Annotated in this window: 14 protein-coding genes and 1 rRNA gene; 4 read left to right on the top strand and 11 right to left on the bottom strand. The window is 69.7% G+C overall.

Translation table 11 applies throughout. The annotated features are described in order from the left end of the window. From ACTOQ1_RS10055 to ACTOQ1_RS10030, 6 genes are all read right to left on the bottom strand, one after another. On the bottom strand, positions 1 to 987 hold the full coding sequence (locus ACTOQ1_RS10055; protein WP_440065997.1) for a copper transporter: 987 nt from the start codon (positions 985 to 987) through the stop codon (positions 1 to 3). After that, positions 984 to 2,195 carry a putative cytokinetic ring protein SteA gene (gene steA / locus ACTOQ1_RS10050; RefSeq protein ID WP_440065996.1) on the bottom strand — a complete coding sequence of 404 codons (1,212 nt, stop codon included), beginning with the start codon at positions 2,193 to 2,195 and terminating at the stop codon, positions 984 to 986. The genes ACTOQ1_RS10055 and steA overlap by 4 nt, the downstream gene beginning before the upstream one ends. A 176-nt stretch (positions 2,196 to 2,371) precedes the next feature. After that, on the bottom strand, positions 2,372 to 4,084 hold the full coding sequence (recN, locus tag ACTOQ1_RS10045; RefSeq protein WP_440065995.1) for a DNA repair protein RecN: 1,713 nt from the start codon (positions 4,082 to 4,084) through the stop codon (positions 2,372 to 2,374). 90 nt (positions 4,085 to 4,174) lie between these two features. Continuing rightward, on the bottom strand, positions 4,175 to 5,080 hold the full coding sequence (locus ACTOQ1_RS10040) for an NAD kinase (RefSeq protein WP_440065994.1): 906 nt from the start codon (positions 5,078 to 5,080) through the stop codon (positions 4,175 to 4,177). A 449-nt stretch (positions 5,081 to 5,529) separates the two neighbouring features. Then, a complete protein-coding gene (locus ACTOQ1_RS10035) occupies positions 5,530 to 6,348 on the bottom strand; it encodes a TlyA family RNA methyltransferase (RefSeq protein WP_440065993.1) in 819 nt (272 codons plus the stop codon). Continuing rightward, positions 6,345 to 6,728 (bottom strand): hypothetical protein, encoded by a 384-nt coding sequence (locus tag ACTOQ1_RS10030; protein WP_440065992.1) that lies wholly within the window; start codon positions 6,726 to 6,728, stop codon positions 6,345 to 6,347. Before ACTOQ1_RS10030 ends, ACTOQ1_RS10035 begins: the two co-directional genes overlap by 4 nt. 567 nt (positions 6,729 to 7,295) lie before the next feature. On the opposite strand from ACTOQ1_RS10030, the gene ACTOQ1_RS10025 reads away from it, so the two are divergent. Continuing rightward, the gene (locus tag ACTOQ1_RS10025) at positions 7,296 to 7,643 is read left to right on the top strand and encodes an SCP2 sterol-binding domain-containing protein (protein ID WP_440065991.1); all 348 of its coding nucleotides are present in this window, start codon (positions 7,296 to 7,298) and stop codon (positions 7,641 to 7,643) included. A gap of 415 nt (positions 7,644 to 8,058) precedes the next feature. Here ACTOQ1_RS10025 and ACTOQ1_RS10020 read toward each other — a convergent pair whose 3' ends face one another. Beyond that, positions 8,059 to 9,078 (bottom strand): HAD-IIA family hydrolase, encoded by a 1,020-nt coding sequence (locus tag ACTOQ1_RS10020; RefSeq protein WP_440065990.1) that lies wholly within the window; start codon positions 9,076 to 9,078, stop codon positions 8,059 to 8,061. Between the two features lie 189 nt (positions 9,079 to 9,267). Continuing rightward, complete coding sequence (locus ACTOQ1_RS10015) at positions 9,268 to 9,699, bottom strand: tetratricopeptide repeat protein (protein WP_362698617.1); 432 nt, start codon at positions 9,697 to 9,699, stop codon at positions 9,268 to 9,270. Between the two features lie 108 nt (positions 9,700 to 9,807). On the opposite strand from ACTOQ1_RS10015, the gene ACTOQ1_RS10010 reads away from it, so the two are divergent. After that, entirely contained in the window at positions 9,808 to 11,214 is a 1,407-nt protein-coding gene (locus tag ACTOQ1_RS10010) for a DUF1015 family protein (RefSeq protein ID WP_440065989.1), read from the top strand. A gap of 92 nt (positions 11,215 to 11,306) precedes the next feature. Here the strand turns inward: ACTOQ1_RS10010 and ACTOQ1_RS10005 are convergent, their stop codons facing one another. After that, complete coding sequence (locus tag ACTOQ1_RS10005) at positions 11,307 to 12,110, bottom strand: single-stranded DNA-binding protein (protein WP_440065988.1); 804 nt, start codon at positions 12,108 to 12,110, stop codon at positions 11,307 to 11,309. A gap of 97 nt (positions 12,111 to 12,207) precedes the next feature. Between ACTOQ1_RS10005 and ACTOQ1_RS10000 the strand changes: the two genes are divergently transcribed. Next, positions 12,208 to 13,146 (top strand): MBL fold metallo-hydrolase, encoded by a 939-nt coding sequence (locus tag ACTOQ1_RS10000; RefSeq protein ID WP_440065987.1) that lies wholly within the window; start codon positions 12,208 to 12,210, stop codon positions 13,144 to 13,146. 97 nt (positions 13,147 to 13,243) lie between these two features. On the opposite strand, the gene ACTOQ1_RS09995 is transcribed toward ACTOQ1_RS10000, so the two are convergent. After that, complete coding sequence (locus ACTOQ1_RS09995) at positions 13,244 to 13,858, bottom strand: hypothetical protein (RefSeq protein ID WP_440065986.1); 615 nt, start codon at positions 13,856 to 13,858, stop codon at positions 13,244 to 13,246. Positions 13,859 to 13,891: 33 nt separating this feature from the next. On the opposite strand from ACTOQ1_RS09995, the gene ACTOQ1_RS09990 reads away from it, so the two are divergent. Next, entirely contained in the window at positions 13,892 to 15,541 is a 1,650-nt protein-coding gene (locus ACTOQ1_RS09990) for a hypothetical protein (RefSeq protein WP_440065985.1), read from the top strand. A 1,048-nt stretch (positions 15,542 to 16,589) separates the two neighbouring features. Here the strand turns inward: ACTOQ1_RS09990 and rrf are convergent. After that, positions 16,590 to 16,706: ribosomal RNA gene (gene rrf, locus ACTOQ1_RS09985) — 5S ribosomal RNA — on the bottom strand. Positions 16,707 to 16,765: the final 59 nt, after the last annotated feature.

Raw genomic sequence — 16,765 nt, 5'->3', positions numbered from 1 at the left:
TCATCCTCCGGAGGTGGCCGTGGCGGCCGTGGGGACGGCCGTGGGGGTCGGCGTCGCACTGGGCTCGATGCCGGAGACGCCGGGGCCGATGCCGTACTGGCCGGCCAGCCCGGTGAGTTGCTCTCGGAGAGCGTAGACCACCACGACCCGTCCCGCGGGCATATCGGCGGTGTCGACGCTGGAGACCTTCTCGGTGAGGGCCGCGTCCTCGCGGAGCGCGGCGATGACCCCGCCGGTCGCGACCGAGGTCTGCGTACCGGCCAGCACGGTGCCCTGGCCCGCGTCGTCCAGGCCGACCGCCAGCGTCACGAGCGCGCTCGCCTGCTCGCCCGCGGTCTCCCCGGTGTACGCCTCCGCCGGGGCGATCACCAGGGCCACCTCGGCGCGCTTGGCGGGTTCGCCGGTGACGGTGAGCAGTCCGCCGCGCTGGAAGGCGTCGAGAATGCCGGCTCCGGCCGGGTGCTCCTTGCCCACCTGGCTGGAGTCACTGGTCAGGATCGCGCCGGCGAGCACCTCGGCCGCCTTGGCGTACGCCGTGTCCTCGACGGAGAAGACGGTCTCGGGGGCCTTGGCGCCGACGGCCAGCTTGTCGAGGAAGCCCGCCTGGGCGGGATCGGTGTATCGCTCGGCGAGGGTGATCCGGCCGGTCACGGTCGCCCCCGCCTCCTCGATCACCTGCTGCGCCCCCTCGCGCACGCTCGCCGTGCTGCCCGGGGCCTCGACGATCACGACGCTCTGGCCGGCGAGCGCGTCCCGGACCAGCCGGGGGGTGTCGGCGGCCACGAACGCGTCGTTGGCGGCCTCGCGCTTCTGCAGGGCCTCGACCTCGTCGCGGAGCTCGTTGTTGCCCTCGCGGAACTGGTTGACGGCCAGCTCGCTCGCCTTGATGACGGGGTCTTCGAGCAGGGTGGTGCCCAGCACGATGCCCACCGACAGCGCGAGGAAGATCGCGACGATGGAGACGAGGTGATAGCGGAAATCGATCACGAGAAGAGTCCGACCAGCCAGAAGATGAAGCCGCTCCAGACGTCGCGCATGCTGTCCAGCCAGATCTTGCCCACCGGGGAGACGACGATCGCCACCCCCATGGTGATCAGCGTGGTGGCGACGAGCAGGAGCAGGGACGGTGTGGAGATCCGGCTGCGGTAGAGCCGGCTGACGCCTTTCGCGTCGATGAGCTTGCTGCCCACCCGCAGGCGGGTGAGGAAGGTGCTGGCCATGCCGGAGCGGCCCTTGTCGAGGAACTCCACCAGGGTCGCGTGGGTGCCGACGGCGACGATGAGGTCGGCGCCCTTGTCGTCGGCGAGCAGCATCGCGATGTCCTCGCTGGTGCCGATCGCCGGGAAGAGCACCGCGGTGCGGCCCAGCTGCTGGACCCGCTCCAGCCCCGGCGCCCTGCCGTCGCGGTAGGCGTGCACGACCAGCTCGGCGCCGGTGGTGAGCGCCTTGGTGGAGACCGAGTCGAAGTCCCCGACGATGATGTCGGGCAGGTATCCGGCCTCCAGCAGCGCGTCCGCGCCGCCGTCCACCCCGATCATGACCGGGCGGTACTCGCGGATGTAGGGACGGAGGGCGGCGATGTCCTCCTTGTAGTGGTAGCCGCGCACCACGATGAGGACGTGCCTGCCCTCCATGACGGTCCGGACGTCGGGAACGCCGATCCCGTCGATGAGGAGGTCGCGCTCGCGGCGGACGTACTCCATGGTGTTGGCCGCGAACGCCTCGATCTGCACCGTCAGCCCGGCCCGCGCCTCGCTCATCGCGGCCTGGACGGACTCGGCCGTCTGCACGTCGCCCTTGCCGACCGCCTCGTCGTCGAGGTAGATGACGCCCTCGTGCAGCCTGACCAGGTCGCCGTCCTTGATCCGCTCGAACAGCTCGGGGGTGGCGTTGTCGACGAACGGCACACCGGCGTCGACGATGATCTGCGGGCCCAGGTTGGGATAGCGGCCGCTGATGCCGGAGGCGACGTTGACGACACCCGCCGCGCCGCACGCGACAAGCGCCTCCGCGCTCACCCGGTCAACGTCAACGTGATCGATAATCGCGATTTCCCCGGCCCTGAGGCGCTTGGTCAGCCTCTTGGTCCGCCGATCGATTCTCGCCACTGCCGTCACCCCGGGAAGGTCAGTGACCTTCCTGCGGCGGAGGTACCCGGTGAGCCCGTTTTTCAGCCCGTCAATCGGCACCTTCATCACGACCATCCTGCCAGAGGGAACGACCGGGAGAGCCAAACAGCCGGCAGCGTGTCAGATCCGTCACCCGAAATCCCGGGCACCTACTCCCCCGGACCATACGAATTACTCCTTCAACCCATCACGCGCTCCATCACTTCTTTATCCGGCCTGTTCGGCCCGTTTCAGCCGTCCGGTCACGCCTTGTCGGCGGCGGCGATCGACAGCAGCTCCTCGGCGTGCGCGCGGCCCAGCTCGGAGTCCTCGAGCCCGGCGAGCATGCGGGAGAGCTCGCGCGCCCGGCCGTCCTGGTCGAGGGCGATCACGCCGCTGCGCACCACGCTCCCGTCATCGGCCTTCTCCACGACGAGATGCTGGTCGGCGAAGGCCGCGACCTGCGGGAGGTGGGTGACGACGATCACCTGGGAGGTGCGGGCCAGCCGTGCCAGCCTGCGGCCGATCTCCACCGCGGCCTTGCCGCCCACGCCCGCGTCGACCTCGTCGAAGACGAACGTCGGGACCGGGTCGGCACCGGCGAACACCACCTCGATGGCGAGCATCACCCGGCTCAGCTCGCCGCCGGAGGCGCCCTTGTTCAGCGGCAGGAGCGGCGAGGCCGGGTGCGGCGCCATGCGCAGCTCGACCTCGTCGACGCCCTGCGGGCCGAACTCGGGGGCGGCGGCGATGGTGACCACCACCCTGGCGTGCGGCATGGCCAGCGCGGTGAGCTCCTCGGTCACGGCCCGCCCGAACCGCTCCGCGGCCGCCGTCCTGATCCGGGTCAGCTCGGCGGCCAGCTCGGTGAGACGCTCGGTGAGCTCCTCGTGCTCGCGGGTGAGCTCGCCGATGCGATCGTCGTCGCCGTCGAGCTCCGCCACCCGGGCCGCGGCCCGCGCCGCCCAGGCGAGCACCTCCGCGGTGTCCTGGCCGTACCTGCGGATGACGTGGATGAGCACGGCCCGCCGCTCCTGCACGACCGCGAGCCGGCCCGGGTCGGCGTCGACCGACTCGAAGTACGCGGCCAGCTCGGTGGCGACGTCGGAGATCAGATAGCCCGCCTCCGCGAGCCGGTCGGCGATCCCGGCGAGCGCGGGGTCGAAGTCGCGCACCGCCTCGACGGCCGCGCGGGCCTCGCCGACCAGCGCGATGGCGTCCGGCATGGCCTGCTCGCCGGACAGCGGATCACCGAGCAGCGCCCGGTGCGCCGTCTCCGCGGCGCCCCTGAGGGAGTCGGCGTGGGAGAGCCGCTCCTCCTCCTCGCGCAGCTCGATCTCCTCGCCGGGCTTGGGGTCGGCCTTCTCGATCTCGCCGAGCCCGAACCTGAGCTGGTCGGCCTCCTGGGCGCGCTCCCTGGCCCTGGTGGTCAGCTCGTCCAGCTGCTCCGCGATCTTCCTGTGCCGCTTGTAGGCCTGCTCGTAGGCGCGCAGCGGCTTGACCAGCTCCTCGCCGGCGTAGCGGTCGAGGGCGGCCCGCTGGCGGCCCGGCTGCAGCAGCCGCTGCTGGTCCATCTGACCGTGCACGGCCACCAGGTCCTCGGCCAGGTAGGTGAGGGTGCCGACGGGGACGGTGCGCCCGCCCAGCCAGGCGCGGCTGCGCCCCTCGACGGAGACCGTCCGCGAGATGATCAGCTCGCCGTCCTCGACCACGCCGCCCACGTCCTGCACCTGCTGGGCGACCCGTCCCGCCGGGTCGACGATCAGCGTGCCCTCGATGGTGGTCTTGCCGGAGCCGGGGCGGACCCGGGCGGGATCGGCGCGGCCGCCGAACAGCAGTCCCAGACCGGTCACCACCATGGTCTTACCCGCGCCCGTCTCGCCCGTGACCACGGTGAATCCCGGCGCTAGCACCAGGACGGCCTCGTCGATCACGCCGAGCCCCTGGATGCGGACCTCCTCGACTCTAGGTCGCACTGGTCCCTCCCGTCACATCGAATTCACCGAACATCAGTGCGGTGCGCGGGCACGATCCTACGCGCTCGAGGCGTCGCCCGCCCGGACGAACTAGGGCCTCACACGGCCACGCCACCCTTGTACAGGGAGATCGAACTTGGCGACCAGCCTGTCGGTGAACGGCGCCCCGGTGTCCTCCAGACCGTGCAGCCGCGCCAGCCGTACCGGCAGCGCGGCCCGCTTGAGCTCCACCCTCGCCCCTGCGGGCAGGTCGAACCTGCGGCGGCCGTCGCACCACAGCACCGCTCCCGCCGTCTCCGGCTGGATCTCCAGCGCCAGCTTGGAGCGGGGCGAGACCACCAGAGCGCGGGCGAACAGGGCGTGGGCGCTGATGGGCACCAGCAGCAGAGCCTCCACCTCGGGCCACACGACCGGGCCTCCGGCGGAGAAGGCGTACGCGGTCGAACCGGTCGGCGTGGCGCAGATCACCCCGTCGCACCCCCAGCGCGACAGCGGACGCCCGTCGATCTCGGCGACCACCTCGAGCATCCGCTCGCTCTTCTCGACCGTGGCCTCGTTCAGCGCCCAGCTGTCGGCCAGCAACTTGCCGTTGAGGCGGGCGGTGACCTCGATGGTCATCCGCTCCTCGACGTCGTAACGGCCGTCCACCACGCTGTCGACCGCGTCCGCCAGGTCCTCCACCTCGGCCTCGGCCAGGAAGCCCACATGGCCGAGGTTGACCCCCAGCAGCGGCACTCCCGCCGGCCGGGCGAGCTCGGCGGCCCTCAGGAGGCTGCCGTCCCCGCCGAGCACGATCATCATCTCGGCGGCGTCGACCGCCGCCGAACCGGCGGGCACCACGTCGGCCCCCGCGCAGGCGAGCTCGTCGGCCTCGGCACTGAGAACGCGCACGATCAACCCGGCGTCCGCGAACCGCTGGATCACCATCCGGGCGCTGTCGACGGCCGCCGCCCGCCCGGTGTGCGCGGTGACCAGCACGGTGCGCTTGGCAGTCATCGATTCTCCTTGAACGTGGAGACCCTCGCCCCGAGGAGGGAACCGAGGCGGGAGAGGAGACGCGGCGTGGCGCCGCACGTTTCGGTACCGTGCCCGGCGGTGGCGATGGCCGGGCCGCTACGGGTGTGCCCGGCGGTGTCCCCGCCGGACCTGCGAAGAGGTGAGACGCCTGTGGAGCTGGAGTAGGACCTCAAGGAATTTCTCCTGGCGGGCGACCGGCGGTGAATCGGGAACTCTCATGGATGATCGCGGGAATTCCCTCCGTCCGGGGAGTGAATTCCGGGGAGGGACTTCGGGGACGGTGAGAAGGATGTCAGGTCCACTCTCCCGGGTCGCCCAGGCGCCGATGGCGCCCGGGTAGCCGGAAGCCTGGAAGGCGGGGAGCCGGGGAGACCCGGGGCGTGGGAGGCGTGGAGCCCGGGAGCCGGGGGCCCAGGGCCGGGAATGACCTACCGGGGGCCTTCGGCCACCGCCCGCTCGATCTCCGCGTCAAGGTCGGGGACCGGCGGGGCGCCCTCTCCCTTGCCCAGCCAGATGACGTACTCGACGTTGCCGGACGGACCAGGCAGCGGGCTCGCGGTGACCCCTCGCACGCTCAGGCCGAGGGTTCGAGCGGCTTCGGCCACATCCCGTACGGCCCCGGCGCGAAGTCCCGGGTCCCGGACGACCCCGCCCGCACCGACCCGCTCCCTGCCGACCTCGAACTGGGGTTTGACCAGCATCGCGAAATCGGCCCGCCCCGCGGCGCACAGGGCCAGGGCAGGCAACACCAGACGCAGGGAGATGAAAGAGAGATCACCGACGATCAGCGTGGGAGCCTCGCCGACCATGTCGGGTTTCAGGTCCCTGACGTTGACCCGCTCCATGACCGTGACCCTGTCGTCGGTCCGCAGCGACCAGGCGAGCTGGCCGTACCCGACGTCGACGGCCAGCACGTGGGCCGCTCCGGCGCGCAGCAGCACGTCGGTGAAGCCTCCGGTCGAGGCACCCGCGTCCAGGCAGCGACGTCCTTCGACGGTGAGGCCGAGGGGTCCGAAGGCCTCCAGCGCGCCGAGGAGCTTGTGCGCGCCCCGCGAGACGTAGTCGGGTCCCTCCGCCGCCTCCGCGACCACGATCGCCGAGGCCGTGTCGACCTGGGTCGCGGGCTTGGCCGCGACCTGGCCGCCGACGCTGACCCGGCCGGCCTCGATGAGCTGGGCCGCCTGTTCCCGGGACCGCGCCAGTTTCCGGCGGACGAGCTCGCTGTCAAGGCGGGTACGCCGGCTCACGGGCGCCGGTCCGGGGTGCCGTCCGCCGGGGCCGTCCCCTGCCCGGAGACACCGTGCGCCGGGGCCGGCCCCTGTCCAGAAAGGCCCTCCGCCCCCGCAAGGGCGTCCACTCCCGAAACAGCGTCCGCCAGGATCGGCCCCCGCCCCGGGACGCCGTGCGCCGGGGTGATCACCCGCCCCGGGATGTCGCCGGCCGCGGCGAGCTCCCGTCCTGAGACGTCGTTCACCGCGGCGAGCGCCTGCTCCAGTCCGGTGAACACCTCCTCGAAGACGTCCGCGTGCGCCGAGACGGGCAGGGCACCGAGGCGGGCGAGCCCGCCCAGCGCGGCCTCCACCCGCTCGTCGCCCGTCTCGCCCATCTCTTCCAGCAGGTCCGTCATGCGCCCCCTCCGGCACCGCTCCTGGCCGCCTCGGCCCTGGTGGCCGCCTCCGCGGCCCTTTCTCCGTACGAACACGGCCGCCGCCGCACGAGCACGACGCTCGCCGGCCTCGCGCCCGTGGATTCCCCGACCGTATCGGAACCCGCGCCCCTCGTCGCCCCGGCGGGCTTTCTCCCCTTTTCCGGCTTTACCGTGCCCACGCCGCGGCCTCCCCGCCTCCGTGTCCGGGTTTCCCGCGCCACCCGGGGAACCCGGACGCCGGCGCCTCCCTCCTGCTCGGGCCGGTCCGGCGCAGGGCGATCCGACGTCGCCCCGTCCAGCGTGGGCCAGAAGGGAAGGGGTTCTCCAAAAATGGGTAAACCGTGAACTATCGCGGGGGCCTCGCTCGTTGTCATCCCATTAATGTCGGCGACCGCCAACGCATACCCGCGTGACGTTCGGCGCCATGGCAGAAGCCTCTTTCTCCGGCACCCCCGCGCCGGATTGCATGCCGTACCCATGTGGAACGCTACCGTCCGTACCTGAAAAGGATTCGGATCGGTCAGGGAGAGAAGGGAGCGCCACGCGATGGCGACCGTCGACGAGTGCCGGGTGGCACTGCGCAAACTCGGCGAGCAGTTCGACGAGGTTGACCAGGAAAGCCGCGCCAAGCACGTGGTCGAGCGCAGCATCAGCTGCCATGTCAAGGATCTCGGCGTCACCTTCTACGGTCGCATCCACCATGGCGGCCTCGGCCCCTTCGAGGATCTGCCCGCGAACGACGGCAGGCAGGTCGACGTGAAACTGACCATCGGCAGCGACGATCTCATCTCCCTGGTCAACGGGGAGCTCGACATGGGACGGGCCGTCTTCAGCGGGCGGGTCAAGGTCGACGCCAGCTTCAGCGACCTTCTGCGCCTGCGCAAACTTCTTTGAGGATGCCGCCCTCGGGCGGGATCACGCGGGAGGCTCGGGCGGGATCACGCGGGAGGAGAGCCACCGGGGCCGACGGCGGCCGGTCCGGCTACGGCCTTCCGGTCATCGTCGCGACGTCGCCCGGGATCCATGTGGATCCCGGGCGAGATCCGCTTGGCTCCCAGGCGGGAGGGGCCAGAGGGCTGGGGCGGCCGTCTCAGCCGGAGTGCGGGGTGGGCGGCGAGGGTCAGCGTGACGTTGCCCGCGCGGGCGTTGGTGAGGCGACCGCCTCAGCCGGAGTGCGGGGTGGGCGGCGAGGGTCAGCGTGACGTTGCCCGCGCGGGCGTTGGTGAGGCGACCGCCTCAGCCGGAGTGCGGGGTGGGCGGCGAGGGTCAGCGTGACGTTGCCCGCGCGGGCGTTGGTGAGGCGACCGCCTCAGCCGGAGTGCGGGGTGGGCGGCGAGAGCACGACGTCGAGTGCAGCCTTCACCACGTCCTCGTCCGCCCGGCCCTCGCCCGCCGCCTCCCAGGTGGCGGCGGATGCGGCGCGGAGCCCGTCGAGCGGCTCACCTCCGCCCTCGAGGGTGAGCGCGCCCTCCTCCCAGCGGGCCGTCCACCCCTCGCAGGTCCACCCGTTGCCGGCCCGCCGCACCTCGGGGTAGGGCCGGTGCAGGTCGGACAGATCACCGGCGATGTAGGTGGGCCGGTGCCGTGGAACGGCGGTCAGCACGTCGAGCGGGCTCGCCACCCCGGTCAGGACCAGCAGGCTGTCCACCCCGGCGTTGTTCGCCCCCTCGATGTCGGTGTCGAGCCGGTCACCGACCACCAGGGGCCGCCGCGATCCGGTACGGAGCATCGACTCCCGGTGCAGGGGCGGCTCGGGCTTTCCCGCGACGATCGGCTCCACCCCGGTCGCCGTGGCGATGACCCTGATCATCGCACCGTTGCCGGGAAGCTCGCCCCTGCCGGTCGGCATGGTCGAGTCGGCGTTGGCCGCGACGAAGAGGGCTCCCTCTCTCACGGCGAGTGTTCCCTCGGCCAGCAGGCCGTAGGACAGATCGGGAGCGATGCCCTGGACGACCGCGGCCGGGGCGTCCAGGGCGGTGCTGACCGGACGCAGTCCGTGGGCGCGCAACGCGGAGCGCAGGCCCATCCCGCCGACCACCAGCACCGCGGCGCCCGGTTCGATCCGCTCGGCCACGAGTCGCGCGGCGGCCTGGGCGGAGGTCACGACATCCTCGGCGGCCGCTGGAGCGCCCAGCGCACGCAGGTGCTGGGCGATGGCGGCGGGGGTGCGTGAGGCGTTGTTGGTGACGTAGGCGAGGCGCACACCACGCTCCGCCGCCCGGCTCAGGGCCTCGGGAGCCGCCGGTACGGCGTCGCGCCCGAGATACACCACCCCGTCGAGGTCAAGGAGAAGAGTGTCGTACGGGTCGATCAGCGTATTCGTGTCCACTGGCCCATTTCATCACCCGCGTTCCACCACCCGCGCGGGTCCATGCGACGGAGCGGTCCGGATCACATCCGGCGAACCCATCCAGATCACATCTGGCGAGCATCCGCGGGCCGCACCGGCAGACCGGGGTGAATTCACATGCGACGGACGCCTGTGGCCACATCGGCGCTCTCGCATGGACCACATGGATCACATCCTGCGGGCGCGCAACGTGGCGCGAACGCTTTTCAGCGCGGAAACGTAGTGCCGCAGGTCGGGGCGCATCGCGACGGCGATGGCCAGCGGCTCCTGAGCCCCTTCCATGTCCCCGGTGCGCCAGAGAGCGAGTCCGAGCCCGAAATACGCATAGTCCTCAGCCGGATTGGCATCGATGATCCAGCGAAAGCTGTCGACGGCGTCGGCGTACTGCCGGGAGTTGAACTGCGCTCTGGCGAGGGCCTCCCGGATGCTTCGTGACTCCGGCTCCGCGTCGGCCGCCCGTTCCAGCAGCGCGGCCGCCGCCGCCGGACTACCCTCGGCCAGCAGCCTCATCCCTCGTTGAAACCATTCGTAGACGTCCCCGACCGGAGCGCCCGTCTCGGGGTTGGGGGAATCAGACGGACCGCCACGTCCTTGGACCATTATGTGAGGCCTCCTTCATCGACAGACGACAGATCTGGCCGATTCCCTGACGGACCGGGCACCATGGACTCGAAGCGGCCCCCGGCCGTTTCAGGCCTTTATGGCAGCATGCCCTCTATGGCGAATCCTGAACTGCCGATACCCGGCGGGCTGGTGCTACGCCCGTTTCGCGGCGTACGGTTCACGGTCGACGATCTGGCCGGGGTCACCTCACCGCCTTACGACCTCATCGACGAGGCCGGCGTGCGAAAGCTGCTCGACACCCATCCCAACAACGTGGTGCGTTTGATCCTTCCCGGCACCGACCAGCACAGATACGTCGAGGCGCGAGAGACGCTTCACCAATGGCTCTCCTCAGGGGTGCTGGCCGCCGACGAGACGCCCGCGGTCTACGTCTATGAGCAGTCGGGTCCCGGGGTCCTGCAGCGCGGAATCATCGGCGACGTGGGCCTGGCCGGTCCGGAGCTGCATATCGTCCTGCCTCACGAGGACGTGATGCCAGGACCGGTCGCCGACCGGCTGGCACTGATGAGCACCACGGAAGCCAACCTCGAGCCCATCTTCCTGCTCTACGACGGCGCGGGCGGCGCCACCACCCGCCTCGTCGACCATGTCGCCGCGACCCGGCCCCCGCTGGCGGAGGCGAAGACCGAAGACGAGGTCAGGCACCGGCTGTGGGCCGTCACCGACAGTGAGGAACTCGCCTCCATCGACGCCGACCTCCGCCCCCACCAGGCCCTCATCGCCGACGGGCACCACCGTTACGCCACCTACCTCGCGCTCCAGCGGGAACACCGTGCCGCCACCACACGTGGTGCGACGGACACCGCCGACGCGGCGGGGACGACCGGGGAGCAGGCGGAGACCGTGAAATCGGCGACGCCGCCGAGTTCCATGGAGCCCGAACCGTGGGACTTCGGTCTTGCGCTCCTGGTGGACTCCAGCGCCTACCCGCCGGATCTGAAGGCCATCCACCGGGTCATCCCCGAACTGCCGCTTGAAGAGGCGCTGGCCAAGGCCAAGGGTTCGTGGCGGGTACAGGAGTACGCGGACCTGACCGAAGGCCTGGCCGCGTTGGACGAGACCAGCGGACCGGCCTATCTGCTGTCCTCCGGCGAGCTCACCCACCTTCTCACCGATCCTGACCCCGCTCAGCTTGAACATGCCATGCCGGCCGAGCGCTCGGCCGGGTGGCGGGCGCTGAACACCTCCATCCTCGCGGAGTTTCTCCTGCCGAAGGTCTGGGGGATGCGGGACGACGAGTTGTCGGTGCGCATCGTCCACCACGACCCCGAGGCCGCCGTACGGCTCGCACGGGCCTCCGGGGGGACCGCGGTGCTGTTGCGCCCGCTTGCCGTCGACGATGTGCTCGCGGTCGCAGCTCAGGGAGAGCGGGTGCCTCGCAAATCCACCTCTTTCGGCCCGAAGCCCAGGACCGGTCTGGTCCTGCGCCTGCTCACCCCGGCGGGGACACCGCCCACGGGCAACCCGCCCTTCGAGAAGCCCGGTTCCTGAGGGTTCGAGGAGACCGAAGCCTGAGAGGAAGCCAGGTCTCTGAGAGACTCCGGGATCCCGGGGTGCTGGACGCGGGGAAAGAAGGACATCGCTCACTTGCCCGCTCCAAAGATCGCGCCTGCGCGCGTCATGGGGTGAGGCACCTTCGAGCGGCCCGAAATCGACGCCTCCACGGCTCGCGGAACCGTTTCCGGTTCCGGCACACCTTCCGGAGCGAGGTCCGGTCGGACCAAGGTGAGGGGGTCAGGCCCGGCCGAGGCGAGATCCCGCTCAACCGAGGTGAGATCCGGACCGGCCGGAGTCGAATCCCGCCCGACCGGAACGAGACCCGGCCCGATCGGGACCGAATCCAGCCCGATGAGATCCGGTCCGGCCGGAGTGGAATCCGCTCCTCCGACCGAGGTGACATCCGGTCCGGTCGGAGCGAGACTCGACCCGGATGAGGTGGGGTCATGCTTGACCTGGGTGAGCCGCGGCTCCGCGCCCTGCCCGGTATCCCCCTGCCCCGCGTGCACGAGTGAGCGCACCGACCGAGGCGGGGCGGGCGCCGGAACTCCCTCGTCGCCGGTCAGGATCATGGTGACCTTGCGCTCGAGACGTCTCACCGAACGCACCTCGACCTCGTACCCGGATGACTTGGCCCCCTCACTTCCCCACCAGCGGCGGCGCAGCGAACCCGTCACCTCGACGATGTCATCGGGCAGCCAACCGGCCACAGCCTCGATCACCTCGAGCTCGAACGACGCGCACGGAATGGTGTCGACCCGGGCTCCACGCCCACGGTGCTGCCGACGGACGACCAGGCGCCAGGTGCAGAGCCTGCTCCCGCTCTGCAACGACCTGATATGGGCCGCCTCAGGTAGGCGGCCCACGAGAATGACCTCGTTACGATCCATGCGATCCTCCTCGATCCTGCCGGTCGAGAAGGACTCTCTACGATGTTGAGCTGCGCCGAAATGGCCGAATACTGTTCTGTGGACGCCGGTTCCAGTTATGAGGTGGCCTGTGGAAAACATCACCGCCCTCGGTGGGGACGTCTATGAGATCGACACGAGGATGGCCGGATACTCGAGCATCACGGCCGGATACCTGATCCTCGGAGACCGTCCCTGTCTGGTGGAGACCGGCACCTCCACCTCCGCTCCCGTGGTGCGCGACGCCCTTACCTCACTGGGCGTCGGCCCGGGAGATCTCGCCACGGTCGTTGTCACGCACATCCACCTGGACCACGCGGGCGGGGTCGGCGACATCGCTGGTTTCTACCCGGATGCGGAGATCGTGGTTCACGAGAAGGGTGCCCGGCATCTCGCCGATCCGTCCAGGCTGATGGCCAGCGCGCGGATGGTCTGGGGCGACAAACTGGACACCCTGTTCGGCGAGCTCTCCCCCACGGAAGCCTCACGGATTCGCGCCCTCGGCGACACCGACACGATCGACCTCGGCAACGGACGTACCCTGAACAGCCATTACTCACCGGGCCACGCCAGACACCATGTGGGACTCATCGACTCCGGCACCGGAGACCTCTACGTCGGCGACGCGGCCGGGGTCTACCTTCCGGAGACGGGTGACCTGCGCCCCGCCACGCCCCCACCGGACTTCGACCTGCGTACCGCGCTGGACTCGATCGCCCTGTTCAGGGCGCTGGGCCCGCAGAGGCTGCTCTTCAGTCACTACGGACCGGTCGCGGACGTGGAGGAGATCCTGGGACGCTCCGCCGAGGAGCTTCGCGTCTGGGTCGATCTGACCCGTCAGGCCCACACGGAAGGCATGGATCTGGATCACGCTGTCGCCATGGTCAGGGAGCGCACCCGCGACCGCTACGCGGCCCTGAAAGCGGACGAGGCGACCGCCGAGCAGTTCGAACTGCTGAGCGGCGCCCCGTCCAACGTGGCCGGCATCCTGCACTGGCTGGACCGGGTCCAGCCGTAAGAAGGTGTCCCGTAAGGTCCAGGATCACGCTGGAGGCGCCTTCCGCATTCCGGGCGCACAACTCGCCCACCCGGAATGCGGTGAAGGCCCCCGGGAACTACTTCTTCTCGGACTTGCCCTGGCGATCCCGGCCCTGCTCGTCCCCGTCCCGATCCTCGTCCAGGTCGTCTCCGTCGGCGTCGACATCGGGAGCGTCACTGAGAATGTCGCCGAAGTCAGGCTCGATGAAGGCGGGGCCGACGGCGCGCTCCACCTTGCCGGGCTTCTCCTCAACCTTCCGCTCGGCATCGACCGTCTCGTTCCTGGAAGAGCCGGTCTCGGAGGAGACGTTCTCGGGTGAGCCCTCTTCGTCGGAGGAGCCATTGTCAGGAGCATCGCCGGCGACGGGCCGGTTCGCGCTGAACTCGTCGTCAAAGAGATCGTCTTCGTCTTCGATCTCCGCGTCCAGAGCCGCGACGTCGTCGATGTCGGCGTCGTCGTCGACATGGATCTCATCGTCGACATGGACGTCACCGATGACATCGCCGTCACCGATGTCATCGGTGTCGATCTCGTCATCGATCTCGGCATCGGCACCACCCCGAGGGCGGGTGTCATCGTCGATGACTTCCCCGTCCTCGTCGTCGTCCTCTTCCAGATCCTCGATGACAGCGCCCGTCAGCTCCGCGTAACGCTCGGCCGCGTCGGTCTCGCCGTCCTCGTCGAAGGCCATCGCCCGGCCGAACCACTCGGTGGCGGGCCCTTCGTGACCGGCCACCGACAATGCGTCGGCGTAGGCGAAGGCGAGGCGGGCCGACCAGGGCTGGGGACGGGTGTCACGCAGCTCAGGAAGGCGCTGGAGGGTGATGACCGCGGCGTCGTTCTGGCCGAGATCCCTCCGGGCACCGGACTCCACGATGGCGAGTTCGATCTTGCCGACGCGGTCGAGCCGCTCTGCCTCCTTGGAGCGGACCAGATCAAGGGCGCGCTCGGGACGGCCAAGGCCACGCTCGCAGTCCGCCATGATCGGCAGGAACGAGTCGGAACCCGTCATCCGGCGAGCCGCGCGCAGATCGCTGAGCGCCTCGGAGAAGTGGCCGGCACGGTAGGCCGCGATGCCGACGGCCTCGCGGATCACCCCGATCCTGGCCGCGAAGCGACGTGCGACCTTCGTGTGCTCGTACGCCCGCTCCGCGTCGTCCTCGCCGAGAGCCCTCTCGGCCGCCACAAGGTGGCGGGAGATCAGCTCCGCGAGGTCGAGGGGAAGGGAACGCAGTTCCTCGCGGATCTCCTTGTCGAGCTCCTCCGCGGTGATGTCCGGGGCGAGCTCCGGCAGCTCCTCACGCTGGCCGCTGGGAGCCTCGTCGCGGCCGCCGGACCGGTCATCCCGGCCGTAGCGGGTGCGGGACCCCTCACCGTCGCGGTCACGGTTCCCGAAGGGACGCCCCCCGCCGGGACGGTCGTCACGGTTGAACGGCCTGCGCTCACCACGGTCATCGCGGTTGAACGCCGGACGGTCACCACCGCGATCGTCACGGTTGAAGCCGGGACGGTCGCCACGGTAGCCACCACCGGGACGGTCATCACGATTGAACGGCCTGCGCTCACCATCCGGGCGCGAACCATAACGACTACGGGTCTGGTCGCGGTCACCGTACGAACGACGCTCACCACCGCGATCATCACGGTTGAACGAGGGACGATCACCGCGGTCATCGCGATTGAACGGCGGACGACCCCCACCGGGACGGTCGTCACGGTTGAACGGCGGACGACCCGAACCACGGTCGTCACGGTTGAACGAAGGACGATCACCGCGATCACCGCGATAGCCACCACCGGGACGGTCGTCACGATTGAACGGCGGACGACCCCCACCAGGACGGTCATCACGATTGAACGGCCTGCGCTCACCACGGTCATCGCGGTTGAACGCCGGACGGTCACCACCGCGATCGTCACGGTTGAAGCCGGGACGGTCGCCACGGTAGCCACCACCGGGACGGTCATCACGATTGAACGGCGGACGACCCCCACCAGGACGGTCATCACGATTGAACGGCCTGCGCTCACCACTGTCGGGACGCGAACCATACTGACCGCGCGACTGATCACGGTCACCGTACGAACGACGCTCACCACCGCGATCATCGCGATTGAACGGCGGACGACCCCCACCAGGACGGTCATCACGATTGAACGAAGGACGATCACCGCGATACCCACCGCCGGAGCGATCGTCCCGATTGAAGGACCTGCGCTCACCACGGTCGTCGCGGTTGAACGGGGGACGACCCGAACCACGGTCGTCACGGTTGTAAGACGGCCGGTCCCCACGGTCACGAGAGCCGTAAGAACCACCGCGGGACTGGTCGCGGTCACCATAAGGACGCTGACCCTCGCCACGCGGCCCTGAGGGCCTCTGCCCGCCACTCGGACGGTCGTCACGGTTGAACGCAGGGCGGCCGGAACCACGGTCGTCACGGTTGTAAGACGGCCTGTCGCCACGATCACGAGAGCCGTAAGAACCACTCGAGCGCCCCTCTCGGCGCTCACCATATCGGGGACCGTCGCCCGGACGTCCCCTGTCACCACCTGCGCGATCGCTGCGGTGGCCTCCCTGGCCACCAGATCCGCGGTTTTCGCCCTCTTCGCGTCGGCCGGCGCCCTCAGGCCCGTTGTCACTGTTCACTTCTGGTCCATTCGTTGGCTCACTCTGCGAGCGCGTCCCGTCTCTTCGATCGGATGGGACGATTCGCTGTGCGGGCGGTCTCCGGCCGCGGGGTGCGCCCCGTTCGCTATCGCTGCCCCGCCCTATCGTGGTCTGGCGCGACGAAGGCCACCCGCAGGTGGGGTGGCCCGGCCTGTCCAGCCTAGCAAGCCTCTGAAAGTCCACACGCCCTTCCCTCGGCACCCACAAATGATCATGGCCACAGCAGTGGAGCCTTTGTGAGCAGTTTTTGAGAGAACCAGGAGACCGTCTGACCCGACGGTTGCCGCACTGCCATGAGAGTCTAGGCAGGGCCGAAAATCGCTCAGAGAACGCCTCACAACGCGAAAGGGGCCTCCGCCTGTGGCGGAGGCCCCTCCCGGGCATACCGGAAACCTCGAAACCAGGGAGGCCGGGGCTCCCGAAACTCCCTGGAAAACCAGGAATCCCGAGAAACCAAGCGTCTCGAGTAAGCCTTGTGGAAATCAAGGGACCTCGGAGAAAGCCAGGAGGCCTCGGGAGTTTCCTGTTGGGAAGGCCCCGAAGAGAGTCCTGCAACAGACCCCGGAACGCTCCCGGAAAGGGCCCCGAAGAGAGCCCCGAGCAGACCCCGAAACGGGTCGCGGACAGATCCCAGAAAAGGGGTTCGAAAAGGGTCGCGGGCAGATCCCGACACAGCCCCGGGAACAGCCCCGGGAAACGGGCCGGGACATGACTGAGGGCCCCCACCAACGGTGGAGGCCCTCAAAAGATTGTCCGGCGGTGACCTACTCTCCCACACCGTCCCCGGTGCAGTACCATCGGCGCTGAAGAGCTTAACTTCCGGGTTCGGAATGTAACCGGGTGTTTCCCCTTCGCCATAACCGCCGTAACCCTATGAAACACACAAACACTGTTTGCTGTCTCAGAATTGCCTAGTGGACGCGAGCA

It is taken from the genome of Streptosporangium sp. OZ121, assembly GCF_051918885.1.
In the GTDB taxonomy this organism is placed as follows: domain Bacteria; phylum Actinomycetota; class Actinomycetes; order Streptosporangiales; family Streptosporangiaceae; genus Streptosporangium.
The sequence above is the reverse complement of the archived record's forward strand: the minus strand, read 5'-3'. Positions and strand labels throughout refer to the sequence as shown.

Bases quoted from the DNA above. Each gene is read 5' to 3' on its own strand.
- steA (WP_440065996.1), bottom strand. From the start codon at position 2,195: ATGAAGGTGCCGATTGACGGGCTGAAAAACGGGCTCACCGGGTACCTC.
- ACTOQ1_RS10030 (WP_440065992.1), bottom strand. From the start codon at position 6,728: ATGACGGACCTGCTGGAAGAGATGGGCGAGACGGGCGACGAGCGGGTG.
- ACTOQ1_RS10015 (WP_362698617.1), bottom strand. From the start codon at position 9,699: ATGGTCCAAGGACGTGGCGGTCCGTCTGATTCCCCCAACCCCGAGACG.
- ACTOQ1_RS10040 (WP_440065994.1), bottom strand. From the start codon at position 5,080: ATGACTGCCAAGCGCACCGTGCTGGTCACCGCGCACACCGGGCGGGCG.
- ACTOQ1_RS10010 (WP_440065989.1), top strand. From the start codon at position 9,808: ATGCCCTCTATGGCGAATCCTGAACTGCCGATACCCGGCGGGCTGGTG.
- ACTOQ1_RS10000 (WP_440065987.1), top strand. From the start codon at position 12,208: ATGAGGTGGCCTGTGGAAAACATCACCGCCCTCGGTGGGGACGTCTAT.
- ACTOQ1_RS10025 (WP_440065991.1), top strand. From the start codon at position 7,296: ATGGCGACCGTCGACGAGTGCCGGGTGGCACTGCGCAAACTCGGCGAG.
- ACTOQ1_RS10005 (WP_440065988.1), bottom strand. From the start codon at position 12,110: ATGGATCGTAACGAGGTCATTCTCGTGGGCCGCCTACCTGAGGCGGCC.
- ACTOQ1_RS09995 (WP_440065986.1), bottom strand. From the start codon at position 13,858: ATGGCCTTCGACGAGGACGGCGAGACCGACGCGGCCGAGCGTTACGCG.